The sequence below is a fragment of the Agrobacterium sp. a22-2 genome (assembly GCF_012276985.1).
In the GTDB taxonomy this organism is placed as follows: domain Bacteria; phylum Pseudomonadota; class Alphaproteobacteria; order Rhizobiales; family Rhizobiaceae; genus Allorhizobium.
In genome coordinates this window covers 244,431-259,571 of the sequence record NZ_JAAXMM010000008.1, presented here as the reverse complement: position 1 = coordinate 259,571, position 15,141 = coordinate 244,431, and the positions used below count along the sequence as shown (strand labels likewise).

Annotated in this window: 15 protein-coding genes; 5 read left to right on the top strand and 10 right to left on the bottom strand. The window is 61.0% G+C overall.

Features of this window, described 5'->3' with window-relative positions; genetic code table 11:
* Window positions 1-3 precede the first annotated feature (3 nt).
* The 5 genes from HFC70_RS14700 to HFC70_RS14680 all read right to left on the bottom strand — a co-directional run bounded on the left by HFC70_RS14700 (window position 4) and on the right by HFC70_RS14680 (window position 4,836).
* Window positions 4-1,029, bottom strand: coding sequence for an ABC transporter ATP-binding protein (locus HFC70_RS14700; RefSeq protein WP_168473996.1), 1,026 nt, complete (start codon window positions 1,027-1,029; stop codon window positions 4-6).
* Window positions 1,022-1,801 (bottom strand): ABC transporter permease, encoded by a 780-nt coding sequence (locus HFC70_RS14695; protein ID WP_168473995.1) that lies wholly within the window; start codon window positions 1,799-1,801, stop codon window positions 1,022-1,024. Before HFC70_RS14695 ends, HFC70_RS14700 begins: the two co-directional genes overlap by 8 nt.
* A complete protein-coding gene (locus tag HFC70_RS14690) occupies window positions 1,798-2,625 on the bottom strand; it encodes an ABC transporter permease (protein WP_168473994.1) in 828 nt (275 codons plus the stop codon). Before HFC70_RS14690 ends, HFC70_RS14695 begins: the two co-directional genes overlap by 4 nt.
* Before the next feature lie 109 nt (window positions 2,626-2,734).
* The gene (locus HFC70_RS14685) at window positions 2,735-3,757 is read right to left on the bottom strand and encodes a PotD/PotF family extracellular solute-binding protein (protein ID WP_168473993.1); all 1,023 of its coding nucleotides are present in this window, start codon (window positions 3,755-3,757) and stop codon (window positions 2,735-2,737) included.
* Window positions 3,754-4,836: a LacI family DNA-binding transcriptional regulator gene (locus HFC70_RS14680; protein WP_168473992.1), complete on the bottom strand. Its 1,083-nt coding sequence runs from the start codon at window positions 4,834-4,836 to the stop codon at window positions 3,754-3,756. Before HFC70_RS14680 ends, HFC70_RS14685 begins: the two co-directional genes overlap by 4 nt.
* 343 nt (window positions 4,837-5,179) lie before the next feature.
* On the opposite strand from HFC70_RS14680, the gene HFC70_RS14675 reads away from it, so the two are divergent.
* The 5 genes from HFC70_RS14675 to HFC70_RS14655 all read left to right on the top strand — a co-directional run bounded on the left by HFC70_RS14675 (window position 5,180) and on the right by HFC70_RS14655 (window position 9,932).
* Window positions 5,180-5,404, top strand: a complete 225-nt coding sequence (locus HFC70_RS14675) for a cold-shock protein (protein WP_284739504.1) — start codon at window positions 5,180-5,182, stop codon at window positions 5,402-5,404.
* Between the two features lie 139 nt (window positions 5,405-5,543).
* A complete protein-coding gene (locus HFC70_RS14670; protein ID WP_168473991.1) occupies window positions 5,544-5,768 on the top strand; it encodes a hypothetical protein in 225 nt (74 codons plus the stop codon).
* Between the two features lie 99 nt (window positions 5,769-5,867).
* Window positions 5,868-6,248 carry a DUF6481 family protein gene (locus HFC70_RS14665; protein ID WP_168473990.1) on the top strand — a complete coding sequence of 127 codons (381 nt, stop codon included), beginning with the start codon at window positions 5,868-5,870 and terminating at the stop codon, window positions 6,246-6,248.
* A 517-nt stretch (window positions 6,249-6,765) separates the two neighbouring features.
* Window positions 6,766-7,959, top strand: a complete 1,194-nt coding sequence (locus HFC70_RS14660) for an HlyD family secretion protein (protein WP_168473989.1) — start codon at window positions 6,766-6,768, stop codon at window positions 7,957-7,959.
* A gap of 2 nt (window positions 7,960-7,961) precedes the next feature.
* Window positions 7,962-9,932, top strand: coding sequence for a glycosyltransferase (locus HFC70_RS14655; RefSeq protein WP_168473988.1), 1,971 nt, complete (start codon window positions 7,962-7,964; stop codon window positions 9,930-9,932).
* Here HFC70_RS14655 and HFC70_RS14650 read toward each other — a convergent pair.
* The 5 genes from HFC70_RS14650 to HFC70_RS14630 form a co-directional block, all read right to left on the bottom strand.
* Window positions 9,924-11,051: a cache and HAMP domain-containing protein gene (locus tag HFC70_RS14650; RefSeq protein WP_168473987.1), complete on the bottom strand. Its 1,128-nt coding sequence runs from the start codon at window positions 11,049-11,051 to the stop codon at window positions 9,924-9,926. The genes HFC70_RS14655 and HFC70_RS14650 overlap by 9 nt on opposite strands.
* A gap of 155 nt (window positions 11,052-11,206) precedes the next feature.
* Window positions 11,207-12,004: an ABC transporter permease gene (locus tag HFC70_RS14645; protein ID WP_168473986.1), complete on the bottom strand. Its 798-nt coding sequence runs from the start codon at window positions 12,002-12,004 to the stop codon at window positions 11,207-11,209.
* Complete coding sequence (locus HFC70_RS14640) at window positions 11,989-12,849, bottom strand: ABC transporter permease (RefSeq protein ID WP_246735797.1); 861 nt, start codon at window positions 12,847-12,849, stop codon at window positions 11,989-11,991. Before HFC70_RS14640 ends, HFC70_RS14645 begins: the two co-directional genes overlap by 16 nt.
* Window positions 12,846-13,913 carry an ABC transporter ATP-binding protein gene (locus HFC70_RS14635; RefSeq protein WP_168473985.1) on the bottom strand — a complete coding sequence of 356 codons (1,068 nt, stop codon included), beginning with the start codon at window positions 13,911-13,913 and terminating at the stop codon, window positions 12,846-12,848. The genes HFC70_RS14640 and HFC70_RS14635 overlap by 4 nt, the downstream gene beginning before the upstream one ends.
* Before the next feature lie 158 nt (window positions 13,914-14,071).
* The gene (locus tag HFC70_RS14630) at window positions 14,072-15,109 is read right to left on the bottom strand and encodes a PotD/PotF family extracellular solute-binding protein (RefSeq protein WP_168473984.1); all 1,038 of its coding nucleotides are present in this window, start codon (window positions 15,107-15,109) and stop codon (window positions 14,072-14,074) included.
* Window positions 15,110-15,141: the final 32 nt, after the last annotated feature.

Genomic DNA, 15,141 nt, shown 5'->3' with positions numbered 1-15,141 from the left:
CGTTCACCCGAACCGTTTCAAAGGAGCAGCGCTCTCGACCGGCAGGTCGAAGGCCACCTCGGCGCCCAGCGCGTGAGCCGGACTTGCTGCATCCACTTCCGCCTTGATCACGCCCAGCGCTGTCTCCAGCACATACTCGCGCGTGCCCCCGGCAAACGACACGCCGCGCACGACCCCCGTCAGAGGCCCAGCCCCCAAGGGGATCGTACGCGGACGCCAGGCAAGTCCCGCCGCCACGGGCAGCTTGCCTGAAAGGGTAATCTCGCCACCGGCCGTGACCAGATTGCCGTTGTGGATGGCGAAGATGTTTTCGAACCCGACAAAGTCTGCAACGAAGCTCGACACCGGGTGGTTATAGATGTCCTCCGGCGTGCCGATCTGCTTGATGGCGCCGCCCTTCATCACCACGATCCGGTCGGCAAGCGCGAGCGCTTCCACCTGGTCATGGGTGACGAAGATCATCGTCACACCGCTTTCCTTCTGCACGCGCTGCAATTCGGTGCGCATTTCAAGGCGTAAGCGCGCATCGAGATTGGAGAGCGGCTCGTCGAGCAGCAGCACTTTCGGCTCCATGACCATGGAACGGGCCAGCGCCACGCGCTGCTGCTGGCCGCCGGAAAGCTCCGGCGTCTTGCGATCTGCAAAGGCGGAAAGGCCCACCGACTTGAGGCCGGCCGTAACCTTTGCCTCCAGTTCGGCGCCGCGCATGCCCTTCAGCTTCAGGCCGAAGGCGACATTCTCGAACACCGAGAGATGCGGAAACAGCGCATAGGACTGGAACACCAGACCGACGGCCCGCTTGTTGGCCGGCACGCGGGTGATATCCACGCCATCGAGACGGATCCGGCCGCCGACCGGGGTCATCAGCCCGGCGATCGAGCGCATCGTGGTGGTCTTGCCGCAACCCGAAGGGCCGAGCAGCGCCAGCAATTCGCCCTTGCGGATCTCAAGGTCAAGATCCCGAACGGCGACCGTATTGCCATAGGCGAGCGACAGCTTGTCGAGCGTGAGGAAGGATGTGTCAGACATAACGGGAGAACCCCAGAAAACGTTCGGCCGCAAAAACGATGCCGATGGACAGGAAGGCGAGCAGCGACGACAGGGCCGCGACCGAAGGATCGAAGACGATCTCCATATAGCCGATCATGTCGATCGGCAGCGTGCGCACGCCGGGACCGGACAGGAACAGCGAGACCGGCACCTGGTTGAAGCTCGTGACGAAGCCGAGAATGAAGGCCGACAGGATACCGCCGCGAATGTTGGGCAGCACCACCCGGAAGAAGGCGCCAAGCCGCGACGAACCGAGCAGCACCGCTGCTTCTTCGATGTCCAAACGCAGGTTGTTGAGGCTGGCCGAAACCACCCGCACAGCATAGGGCAGAACCAGAGCAGTATGGGCGAGAAACAGCGCCAGCGTGATCGACAGGCCGATCGGCACGACGAAGTAACGCAACAGCGCCAGGCCGACGATGATTCCCGGCACGATGATCGGCGCCGAGACGATGGTCCGCACCGTTTCGGCAAACGGCAGCTTGTAGCGCGACATGGCATAGGCGGCCGGAATGCCGAGGACGAGCGCCGCAAACGTGCCGCCGATTGCCAAAAACATCGACATCACGAAGCTTTCGCGAAAGCTCTCGACGGTGAAGACCTTCAGGATCCACTTGAACGAAAAGCCCTGCGGCGGGAAGGCCAGCGTATCACCCGCCGAAAACGACGCGGCGACGATGATCAGGAACGGCCCGATCAGGAAGACAAGCACCAGAGCGAGCGTGATGGGTGCAAACAGTCTCTGGATCATGTCTTATTCCTCGCCGTTGCGATGCGCTTCAGGAGAATGTTGGCGGCAAAGCTCATGACGATCAGGATGAAGGCGATGACGCTGGCCGAGACGAAATTATTGGCGACCGTGACCTGCTGGTAGAGCAGGGTTTCGAGCATCAGCACCTTGGAGCCGCCCAAAATGGCGGGCGTGATATAGGCGGTCATCGACCCGGTGAAGACCAGCGTTCCGCCGACCACCAGGCCTTCCCTGGTGAGCGGCAGGATCACTTTCCAGAACACCTGGAACCAGTTTGCCCCAAGCACCCGGGCCGCCGGCACCGCATCTCTAGGCAAATTTTCGAGCGCGCTGACCAGCGAGATGATCATCAGCGGCAGGAAAAGCTGCAGCAGGCCGATAAACACGGCGGTCTCGGTAAACAGGATGCGGAACGGCTCGTCGCTCAAGCCCACCGCCATCAGCGCCTGGTTGACGATGCCGGTGCGCCCTAAAATGACGATCCAGGCATAGGTGCGGGCGACAGGCGAAATCATCAGCGGCAGAACGACCAGTCCGATCATCCGGCCCTTGGTGCCAGACGGCAGGCTGACAATGGCATAGGCCGCTGCATAGCCGATCACGGCAGCGACAACGGTCACCATGGCGCCAAGCCGCAGGGTGCGCAGGAACACCGTGCGGTTCAGCGGTTCGGAGAAGAAATTCCCATAGGCCGAGAGCGTCCAGCTATCGGCCGAGCTGAACCCTTCCGACAGCAGCAGGATGACCGGCACAAGGAACACTACCCCGGCAAAAATCGCCGCCGGCAGGGCAAGCGCCAGAGCTTCGGCCCGGTTGTTGAACATAGGATCTCGTCCTTGATGAACGGTTTGCAATGATCAGTCGGGGCGCGGCGGCGAGCCGAAGTCCGCCCGCCGCGCCCCTTGCCTTGGGAGGCATTCTTATGGCCAGAAATTACTGGCCGACCTTGGCGTTCCATTCAGACAACCAGGCATCGCGGTTATCGAGGGCGACGGCCGACGGGATGAGCTTCAGGCTCTTGGCGGTCTCTTCGCCATAGGTGATGTTGTTGGCGACCTCTTCGGAGACCTTCACATCCTTGTTGGCCGGGCTGTCGATCAGCTTTTCGGCCAGCTTGGTCTGGATCTCGGTCGACAGCCAGAAATCCATGAATTCGAGCGCCAGATCCTGGTTCTTCGAACCCTTGGTGACGACCATGACATTCATGCCGCCGGTCTGGCCTTCCTTGGGCGTGGCCCAGCCGAGCGGCAGGTCGAGCTTGGTGAAGGGCGCCCAGGAGAAGCGGCCAATCGGCGCCGCCCAGATTTCTTCCTGCTGCATGAGCTGAACGAGCTGCGACGACTTCACATAGAAGGTGACGATATCATCCTTCTTGGCGCCGACGGCTTCGATCGCACCCTTGAGATCCGGCGTATCGGTGCCGAGCGCCTGGCCCAGCATGTAGAGCGCCGGCGGACCCTGGTTGGTCGTGACATTCGGGAAGGCGACATGGCCGGCATATTCCGGCTTCAACAGATCAGCCCAGGATTCGATCTTCATCTTGTCTGTGCGGTAGACGATGGACGTTGCGTAGAAGGTGTAGCCGACGCTCATGCCGTCGCCGTTCGGATCCTTGGCGATATCGTAGAGCTTGTCGAAATTGCTGAGCTTGGACGTGTCGATCGTCTCGATCAGACCGCCGCGCGCCGCCGAAAGTGCATCGGCCATCGAAACGACCGCCATGTCGATAACCGGGCTTGCCTTGTTCGCCTCGATCTTGGCCAGCCGCTCGACGCTGTTACCGGTCTCGACCACCAGCTTGCAGCCGCATTTGGCTTCGAAGGGATCGTAGACGATTTCCTTGAACTCGTCCTGCGCAAAGGCATAGACGGAAATGGTCAGGGTCTTTTCCTGGGCCTGCGCAGCGCCCATCGTCAGCATCAGCGCGGTGGCCGAGGCCAGCATGGTCTTGGTCATATGCGTTCTCCTTTGGTCGGTTTTCTTGGGTCTTCACGGAAAAAAATCTTGAGCGAGGCGGATGTCTGGCGGACGACCAGCTCCATCGGCACGCTGGTCCGGTCGGCGGCGACCACCGTGCCCGTCGTTGTCCTCGGTGTGTCACCGCCACTGCCGGCATCCGCTTCGATCACCCGCACAAGGGCGGCAATGGCGATCTCGGCGATGGCCGCCATGTCCATGCGCACGGTGGTCAGGCTTGGTGTGACGACCGACGACCAGACGAGATCGTCGAAACCGGTCACGCTGACATCACCGGGAACCGAGACGCCGGCACTCTGCAATTCCGTGAGCGCCCGCAGCGCATGCAGATCGGAAACGGCGGCAAAGGCGGTAAACCCCTCGTCGACCTTGGCCTTGAGCCCGAGCAGACAACTCTTGCCGTGCCGCTGCTCATGCGTTTCGATCCACAGCACCTCCGCCTGACCGCCTTCCGGCAGCCGCGATTTCATGCCGCCGATGCGGTCGTTCTGAACGTTGGACGCTGAATTGTTGCCGATCAGCAGGAGCTTTCGATGGCCCAGCGATACGAGGTGCTCGGCCACCACCTGCCCGCCCTGCCAGTGATCGGCGGAAACCGTATTGCCCGGCGTCGAGGGACTGTCGATCACCGCGACCGGACAACCGATATCGGCAATCCGGGTGCCGCGGCGCGGCACGATGACGATGCCGTCGACACCCCGTTCAATCAGGCGATTGATCGCCTCCGTCTGCATCGACACGCTGCCGCGCGAGTCGGCAATCAGCACGCCATAGCCGGCGCTGGTCGCCGCGAACTCGATCGCCTGGGCGATCTGTGGGAAGAGCGGATTGGCGATATCAGGCAGAACCAGACCCAGCACGCCGCTGCGCCCGGTCCTGAGCGCCCGCCCGGCAAGACTGGGCGTATAGTCCAACTCGGCGGCCTTGGCGCGCACCCGCTCAATCAGTTCGGCCGATACCCGTCCCTTGCCCGATAGCGCATTGGACACGGTCGCGACAGAGACGCCGAGCGCCTTCGCGATATTGCCCAGGTTGGCTCCCGGCCGTTGGATCGCCATGTCTGGCTGCTCCACATGATTAAACGATTAATCATCGATAACGAAGGATATACTCCCTGTCAACCGGCAGCGTGGCAGGTTCAGGACGCCCAACACCGAACAGCCGAAATCACTCACGGCAATAGAGGCGAGTACAGAGCCCAGGCACTACCCCTGCAAGAATCTGGCTTCCTGAAAAAACTAAAAGTTGACATTCCGGGCATTGCCGCCTATCTATGCTTTGTCGATATTTGCTTGTTTGACTTTTGTTATTGCGCGATGACAACGCGCCCTGGACGAACTTCCCCTTCAAAAATCGAGACTATCAACCCGCGCACAACCGTGCGCCGGTTCTGCAATCGCTATGAAAGGGTTCGTTATGACCACTGGCACAGTTAAATGGTTCAATTCCACCAAGGGCTTCGGCTTCATTCAGCCTGACAACGGCGGCGCGGACGTATTCGTCCACATCTCTGCTGTTGAACGTGCTGGCATGCGCGAAATCGTCGAAGGCCAGAAGATCGGCTATGAGATGGAACGCGACAACAAGTCGGGCAAAATGTCCGCTTGCCAGCTCCAGGCTGCCTAATCAGTCTTGTGTTCTCCGGTGACCACGGATGTACTGGCATCGTCGAGGGCATAAGCACCATCAGAGGGCCAGGCAAAATGCCTGGCCTTTTCTTTATCGGTCAATCGCTTCCCGGCGACCAACACTCAGGATACCGGATTTGACAGACACCCCCAGCAAAGCCCGAGAGCATGCCGAGTCGGCCTTCGGAAAGACCCAGTCCCAGTTTCTGGCCCGCAGCCGCATCGTCTCGGAGCAGGACGCCGTCGTGCAGGCCCGCGACGAAAAAACTATCCGTCTGCGCGAATTGCGTATGGCCAAGGAAGCCATCGATCTGGCCTCCGTCCCTTCGACACCCGTCGCCAAACGCGCTGCAAAGCGTTAATCTGGATAGACGGTCAAATAAACGGCCGGCTTTGCGCGAGCTGAAGCTTAGCCCGTTTGACTTCTACTCTTCCAAAATGTCCAAAGCGGAACCAAAGATTTGAAAAATACGAGAGACAATGGCCTGTCCGATCGTCGCCAGGCGGCAATCGAGGCAAAGAAGTCCCTTCTTGAGGGCTTCCGGGCGGCCAAGGAAGCAAATGCACCGGCACTCCAGGCAAAGCTTGCCGAGCGCGCGGCCATATCGACAGCGCGCGAAGAGCGCCGAGCCGAGCGCGAACGCGCCAAGGCCGAGGAACATCAGCGCGCGCTGGCCGAGGCCGCAGCCCGGACCGAAGCGGCCGATGCCGAAGCACGGGCAGAAGCCGAGCAGCGCGAAGCTGCCGACAAGGAGCGCATCTCGCGCGTTATCGAAGATGAAGCGGCCCGCAAGGCCGAGCGCGACCGGCGTTATGCCAGCCGCAAGGCCCGCAAGGGCTGACTTGTACACAGCCAAATGTGTGCCATTGCGACCAACGGCCTGTCCGCCGTCGGTCGCAACCATCCCAGAATAAGACAGATCCCGCCTGACGGCAAACCATGCTCGCGGCTGAGGCAGCGCCTCGCCACGCTCATTTCGGCTCGGTCGACGCTGCCATATCGCCCCATGTCGTTGCAATCGACATTGAATACCTTATGGCCCTGCTCGACATCGAGATCAGATCGCCCGCAATTCGAGGTTTGGGTAACGTCTCCCGTATGCTGCGCCCCTATTGCGACATCTCGGACAGTACCCCGGCCCTCGCGCCTGATCGGCAATGACGCAACCTCGGCTATGCCGAGCGCCCCGGCATGCGGCAGACGTAGCCGAGGCACGAAATCCTCAGCACCTCTTCATGATTTCTTAACCTTCGAAGACGTCTCGACGCTGCCACGGGGTGTTCCGACTGTCGCTAAAGGCTAATTTAGCATGATTGGAGCATGAGCCGCAGGGGGGCTCTAATTCGGAGGATCTCCCCATGAAACTCGCAAGACTGTCGATCGGCATTCTTCTTGTCGGCCTGGCCGTCTTTGTCATCGTCGGCGAACAGCTAGCAGGTACGAGCGCCAATGCCTTTCTGAATGCGCGCCTTTCGACGATCCGCGCCCCGATCGCCGGTCGCGTCTCCCTCGACACGCCTGTTCTGGGCATAAGAGTTCGCAAAGGCCAGGAACTTGGCCAGTTGAACGACCCCCTCGTCGACAATGCCGTGGTCAGCGCTTTGCTGGGTGAACGAGCAAAGGTCGACACCGAAGTGACAAGGCTGCAAACTGCCCTGACGGCCGTGAGAGAGGCCATTGCCCGCCTCAATGACCGAGCCCTGCTCTACCATGACCATCGCTTGCGGCAACTCAGAGCGGAACTTGGTGCATTCAACGCTGCGCAGCAGGTGGCGCAGGCACAGTTGGCGCTCAACCGCCAGACGCTGACGAGAATTTCCAGGCTGTCATCAACTGGCATCGAAACCACCAGCGCGTTGGAACAGGCCCAGTCCCAGGTCGAGATTGCCGAGCGCGAAGTGGAAAAAGCAAAGGCTCAGTCGTCCGCCCTTCAAATCGGCCTGGAAGCTGGACACCGCGGCGTCTTTCTCGGTGATGGCTACAACGACGCCCCGTATTCGGAGCAGCGCATCAGCGAACTCCGCTGGCAGGAAGACGAAATGGCCGCCAGCCTGACCGCCCAAACGGCCATCCGGGACGTACTCAGCCGCCGCATCGATGCCGAACGCCTTCGCGTCAACCGGTTGACCCATAGCGCCCTGACATCGACTGTCAACGGCATTCTGTGGAGCCTGCAGACAGCCGATGGCGAAACCGTGCAGCGTGGCGAGAATCTCATCCAATTGGTGGACTGCGATTCCATGATCGTGACGCTCAGCGTCACCGAGCGAACCTACAACACCCTGCGCCTTGGGCAATCGGCCAGCTTCCGCCCAACCGGCACATCTACGATTTTCGACGGCGCGGTCATTCGCCTGGCAGGCTCAGGCGCGGCCACGATCTACGACAATCTGGCTGTCGCCCCCAGCCCGCAGCATCTTGAGCGGTATGACGTTGCGATTTCGGTTCCCGCTCTCCTGAGCGACAACCGTTTGCGCTGCGCCATTGGCAGGACCGGCCGCGTGTTTTTTGAAGCTCGACCGCTGGACTGGCTGCGGGATCTCTGGCGCTAGTCATGTTCCAGCTGTATCCAAGCGAATTGCAGTTGAGTTTCGCTATGCTCGCCATGGCATTCGGTGCCTCGCTGGTCGCGTCCCTGATCCTCAAATCGGACAACGTTCTCCATCGCTCCGCTCTCTTCACGATCGCCATTCTGCTTGCCATGCGATATCTCGCCTGGCGGGCGACGGAAACGCTTGCCCCCCTCGGCTTCACATGGAACTGCTTTTTCAGCTGGACCTTCTTTCTGCTCGAGGCGGCCTCGCTGATCTCGTCTTTCAGCGCATTCGTCATCCTGATGCGCCGCAAGGACCGAAGCCCGGAGGCAACCGCCAACAGGGGCTGGTGGCAGCCGGAGCCAGCACCAAGCGTTGCGGTTCTGATCGCAACCTATAACGAGGAACGGGGCGTGCTGGCACGCACGATTGCCGGTGCCAAGGCGCTCGACCATGACAGGCTGAAGGTCTATGTGCTGGATGACGGTCGGCGCGATTGGCTCCGCGACTTCTGCTCCGATCAGAAGGTCATCTACATGCGCCGCCCCGACAACAAAGGCTCAAAGGCTGGAAACATCAACCATGCGCTGGAACGGCTGCGAGAATCCGACGCGCCGCCGGACTTTATCGCCGTGCTGGACGCGGATTTCGTACCACACCGCAATTTCCTGAGCAGGTGCCTGGCCCTGTTCCATGAACAGAGCGTCGGCCTGGTGCAGACCCCGCAACATTTCTTCAATCCGGACCCGATCCAGCACAATCTCGGCCTCAGCAGATCCTATCCAGACGAACAGCGCTTTTTCTTCGACCACCTGCAGCCAAGCCGCGACGGCTGGGGCATGGCTTTCTGCTGCGGCACCTCCTCGGTCGTGCGATGGCAGGCGGTCTGCGATGTCGGCGGCTTCCCGATACAAAGCGTCACGGAGGATTTCCTGCTGACGCTGACGCTTGAGGAAAAGGGCTGGCACACGGTCTATCTCAACGAGCCATTGACCGAAGGCCTCGCGCCTGAGGGATTGAAGGAATATGTGACGCAGCGGTCCCGGTGGTGTCTGGGACTGATGCAGATCGCCCGCAGTGGACACGGGCCTTTATCGAAAGCCAAGCTTCGCCTGCGAGACCGCTGGAGCGTCATCGACAGCATGCTGTACTGGATGACGAGTTATCCATTCCGGCTGGCCGCCCTCGTCTACCCTCTGTTCTATTGGTATCTGGACATCACCGCCGTCTACGCCACGGTGCCGGAGGTCATCGCCTATTTCGGCGTCTATTTCATCTGGACGCTTTTTGTCCTGAACTTCATCTCCGGTGGCCTCGTCATCCCGATTGTCAACGATGTCAGCAAGTTGCTGTGTGCCGTCCCCATCATACGGGCAACCTGGTCGGGCCTATTGAGCCCTGCCAACCATGCGTTCAGCGTAACGGCAAAAGGTGGGGACCGGACTAGGGTCATCGTTCAATGGCGGCTGATGTGGCCCTTCTTGGTTCTCCTTGTGCTGACGGTCGCCGGCATGTTCCTCGGGATTGTCTTCGACAGCTTTGCCTTCAACGACGCCGGAGACGGAAAGATCGTGGTGCTGTTCTGGAGCATCTACAATGTCGCGACGCTCCTGGTAACCGTGATGGTCTGCATCGAGATGCCGCGTGTCGAGACCCATCTCGATGATCGCCCCCAGAGGTCGTTGATGCGCATCGACGACGGGCTGCACAGGGTTTGGGTCACGGAACTGACTCAGGAATCCGCCCGCGTGCGCGGCGTCACGCTGCAGACCGGATCGGCGGTCCTGATCGCCTTGCGCGGCATTGGCGACATATCGGCATTCGTTATCGAGACGACGCCGGACGGAGGAAGGCTTTCGCTGGAAACCACCGAGGTCCAGTATGAGGCCCTGCTACGCAAACTCTACGCCGAGGGCAATGCTCCCGGCGTGACCCGGACGCGGATCAGCGCCATCATCCACGATCTTCTGGTCGGGTCCCGCTCATCCTGAAGGGTCGCGGTCGCCAGACTGGTTGTGCCGATGCAACCGGCTCTGCAGCCGCGCCAAGGCGCCGCTGAGTGCCCGCAATTCGCTGGTCCTGGTCGGCTCATAGGGATAGACGTCGATGCCGTCGGCGATCTTCCTGGCGTTGCGCGACAAGGTGCTGATCGGCCGGATGAAGAACTGAATGAAGATCAGCGTCATCAGAATCAGCATGACGCCAAAACTGACCAGATAGAATATCATGCGTTCGGAGAAATTCTCCTGCGGCGCGAGGAAAGCTTCGGCCGGTATGCGCGCCACAAGGCTCCACCCGAAAGAGGGAAGCTCCCGGTAACCGACCTCGGGAACCGTGGCGCTGAAATACATCCGTCCGTCCGGCCAGCGTTCAAGATAGCTGGCAGCCGCACCCGTCCGTGCGGCCCGCATGCTGGGAATGTCGAGACTGCCATGGTGGGCATCGTCCGAGGCGATGACGACCGTTCCGTTCTCGTTGACAAGATAGACATCGATGTCGAGCGCGTCTGCGATATCCTTGATATAGGAAGCCGCCCAGTCGGCATTCAAATGCAGGCCGAGAACCCCCCGGATCTCGCCGTTGCCATCCCGCACGGGCATTGCCAGATCCAGGAATCGTGGCAGCGAGTCCTTTGACGAACCCAGTTTCTCGGCCAGCAGAACGGCGTCGTGAACGTCTCCCGCATAGGGGCCCTCCAGCCCCTCCTGAAACCACGGCCTGGACGAAACGTCTGCCCCGACCAGAAGATTGCCGGAGGCCGCCAGGATCGTACCGTCAACATTGGCGTAGCCACCCCAGGAAATCTGGCTACCGTCGCCAACGATCGTATCGAGTGTCATGGCAATCGCCGCGGCGTCGTGATCACCGATGACACCGGACAGATGCCGCAAGCGGCTCCACTGCTCGAATAGGGCATGGGCAAAGGCCGTCTGAACGCCCTCGGCTCTCGTGCCGATGGCCGAAATCATAACGTCGCGCTGATAGCTGTCGAATCTCTCCCGCATCAGCACGAAAAACAGCACGCCAACCACAACGGCGCTCGCCGCCACGAAGACGAAGGTAACCGTAATCAGTGTCGGAGCCGTGCGACGGTGTTTCTTTCGCGCCATAAAGCCTCCCGTGCCGGACGCTATCCATCCTGTCGGGGACATAGCGTCCGGCACAGTCGAATCAAGGCGCTGGAATGCAGGTTCCGCCATCTCGCCGTTGCAGTCTGTTGGGCGAGATCCACCCGATGAGGACCAAAAGCGACGCCGCCATGCAATCAGAAGCGATGGATGCGCAGGCCCAGAACCTTCTCCGACACGACCACAACAACGATTGTCAGCGCCACCGACAATGTCGAGACGGCCGCGGCCTCCGGCGTGAAATTGGTGCGCAGGTAGTCGTAGAGCTGGATCGGCAGGGTCGAGGTGCCGACACTCTTCAGCATGAACGAGATGGTGAAGATGTCGAAGGAGATGATGAAGGCGAACAGGCAGCCGCCGATCACTCCGGGCTTGATCAAGGGCAGCATGATGCGGCGAAAGCGCGTGAAGGGGCCGGCGCCAAGGCTCCGCGCCGCCATGCTCCATGCCGGATCGTAGGATTCCAGCGACGTCGTTACGTTGATGAAGACGAAGGGCAGCGTGATCAGCACATGGCCGACCAGCATCGCGAATGGCGTCTGGGTGCCGATGCCGATGGTATAGACGAAGAACAGCAGCGAAATCGCGGTGAGCACTTCCGGCAGCAGCAGCGGCGCCAGCATGGCGATGCGCACGGTTTCCTTGAGCCTTCCCGCATGCTGCACGAAATAGATGGCCGCCATGGTCCCGATGACGCCGGAAACAACCGTCGAAACCGCAGCGACCCACAGAGACGTCCGGATGGCGCGCAGGAACACTTCGTTCTGGAAGAACACGCCATACCAGCGCAACGACAGGCCCTGCGGCGGAAAGGTCAGGAAAGAACCGGCATTGAACGAGGCGCCGACGACAACCAAAATGGGCGCTAGCAGGAAGGCATAGATGATCAGGCAATAGACAGTGAAAAAGCCCCGAGACATCAGTTCGCCTTCCATTTCATGCGGGTTGCGAAGGTAAAGACGATCACGATCAGCCCGCCGGTCACCGCCAGGGATAAGGCAAGAGCCGAGCCGAACGGCCATTGGAACGTGTCGACCAGCGCATCGACCGTGGCGACCGCCATGGTCTTGACCTTGGAGCCGCCAATCAGCGACGGCGTCACATAGGCGCTGAGCGACAGGACGAAGACAAGGATACAGCCGGCCTGAATGCCGGGCATGGCAAGCGGCAGCACGATGCGCCGGAAAGCCGTGGCGCGCTGCGCGCCGAGCGATCGGGCGGCGGCCTCCAGCGACGGATCGATACCCTGGATGGCGCTCATGATCGGCAGGATCATGAAGGGCAGGAAGACATGCACCAGGGCGATCACGATGCCGAGCGAATTGTACATCAGTCCCACCGGCCGGTCGACGATCCCGAGGCTCAGCAGCGAGCGGTTGATGATGCCGTTATTGCCGAGCAAGATGGTCCAGCCATAGCTGCGGATGACGATGCCGACCAGCAGCGGCGACAGCACGACGCCATAGGCAAGGCCGCGAAACCGCGTGCCGCCGCGCGCCAGCTGCCAGGCAACGGGAAAGCCGAGCAGCAGGCAGAGCACCGTCGTCACGAAGCCGATCGCCAGCGTGTTGAAGGTCTGCTGCAGATAGAACGTATCCGACAGGAAGCGGATATAGTTGAGGAGCGTGAACCCCTCCCCGTAAGGCGTACCCTGCCCCGGCGTCCGAAAACTCATGACGACGATCGTTGCATAAGGCAGCACGATGAAGGCGAACAGCAGGATGGCCGCCGGCAGGATCAGCAAATGTGGCGCAAGCCGGGCCAGACGCGGCGACATCATGCCCGTTTCTCCACTGGCCAGAAGCGGTCCGCCGGAGCATGGATACGGACCATGGCGCCATCATCGAACCGGTGGCGCGGAAATGTCTGCACGTCAATCTCGTGGCCGCTGGCAAGTCGCAGCCGGTAATCGACCAGGCTGCCGGAATAGTAGCTGGATAGAACCGTCGCCGGAATGCCGGGCCCTTCGCCAGCGGCCGCAGCAATCTCGACCGCCTCGGGACGCAGGGCCAGCGTCAACATGCTTCCTTCGGCAAGCGAACCACCCGCCGGAATCTCCAGTTCACCGAATTCGGTCGCCACCGCCACGTGACCGGCACCGGCGCTGTGCAGCACACGGGCCTCGATCAGGTTGACCTGGCCGACGAATTTCGCCACTTCCGTGCTGGCAGGACGCTCGTAAATGTCCGAAGGGCTGCCGATCTGGGCGATCGTACCGCCGAACATCACTACGACGCGATCCGACATGGTCATCGCTTCGGCCTGGTCATGGGTGACATAGACCGTAGTGATGCCGACCCGACGCTGGATATCGCGGATAAAGATCCGCATTTCCTCGCGCAGCTTGGCATCGAGATTGGCCAGCGGTTCGTCGAGCAGCAGAATCTTCGGCTCGATCACCAGGGCGCGGGCCAGTGCCACCCGCTGCTGCTGGCCGCCGGACAGCTGGCGCGGATAGCGGTCGGCATAATCGGTCAACTGCACCATGTCGAGCACGCGGGCGATCCGCTCCTGCATCGCCGCCTTCGGCACCTTGCGCATCTCAAGCCCGAAGGCGAGATTGCCGGCAACCGTCATATGCGGAAAGAGGGCGTAGTTCTGAAAGACCATGCCGATGTCGCGCCGTTCGGCCGGCACATGCACGACGTCGTTGCCGTCGAAACGGATGGCTCCGCCCGAAACCTCCTCGAAGCCGGCAATCATCTTCAGCGTCGTGGTCTTGCCGCATCCCGACGGACCGAGCAGCGAAATGAACTCGCCCTCGCGGATCAGGATCGAGATTCCATCGACGGCCCGCGATGCACCGTAGTCCTTGGTCAGCGCTTCGATGCTAACCTCTGTCATATCGCTCAACTTTCCACTTGAATGCCGGATGACCAAAAGGCCTTTGCCCTGCACGAACCCCACCGGAGACGAAGGACCAGGCCGGCGTTGGGACGGCCGGCCTGGCCTGCGGACGCGGCTGGACCCTCATGGTCCGGCGCCCCGCCCTGCACGTGATATCACTTGACGGTCTTTGCCCAGGTCTCGGCAAATGCGCCCTGCTTCTCGTTCATGAAGCCCCAGTCCCAGGTCAGGATCTTGTCCATCTCAGGGCCTGAGATCGGCACGTCGGCCTTCAGATCGTCCGGCACGATGACCTTGGAATTGGTCGGCGAAACGAAGAATTCCTTCATCAGCAGGGTCTGGGTTTCCGGCGCCAGCATGAAGTTGGCATATTCGTAGGCCAGTTCCTTTTCCGGCGCATGGGCCAGGATGTTCAGCGTCTGGTCGAACATCAGCATGCCTTCTTCCGGAATGATGATGTCGATCGGCAGGCCCTGCTTGCGCAGGCGCGCCACCTCGCCGAAATCGAACGGGGCGACGATGAATTCGCCGGCGGCAATGCCCGTCGACAGATTGAAATCCGCCTGGATGACCGACCCGAGCTTCTCGAGCGCGGCAAAGCCGGCATCGATATCGTACTGGTCCTTGCCGAAGATCTTGGAGAACAGCATCAGTTCCATCTTGCCGGCGGTATTGGCAAAATTATAAAGGCCGATGCGACCCTGGAATTCCGGATTGTCCCAGAGGTCTTTCCAGCTCTTCGGCGGCGTCTTGACGAGATCGGTGCGATAGGCAAGGCCGATCGGCGAGACCATGGCGACGGCGCCCCAATCGTCAGTCTTCTTGGCTAGCGGATAGAGATCCGCATAATGCGGCAGCTTCGTCAGGTCGAGCTTTTCGAAAAAGCCTTCCTTGCGCAGGCTGGAGGCAAAGGCCTCGTTGGTCATCACAAAGGAATAGGGCGGCTTTTCCACGCCGGCGGCGCGCAGATTGGCGCTCCAGACGCGGCCGTTGCCGGCATCGAGCGTTACCGCCGCACCGCTCTTCTCGCTGAAGGACGGCACCAGCGATGTGCGCCAAAACTGTTCCCAGGCGCCGCCCAGCGTCGGCACCACCAGCGTCTTCTGCTGCGCCCCGGCCGGTAAGCCGAAGAACGAAGCCCCGGCCAAGGCGCCCATGCCTGCCAGTGTCTGCCGTCTCGTCAAAATCGTCATTGTCGTTCCCCTTTTTTTCAACATGTCGGTAT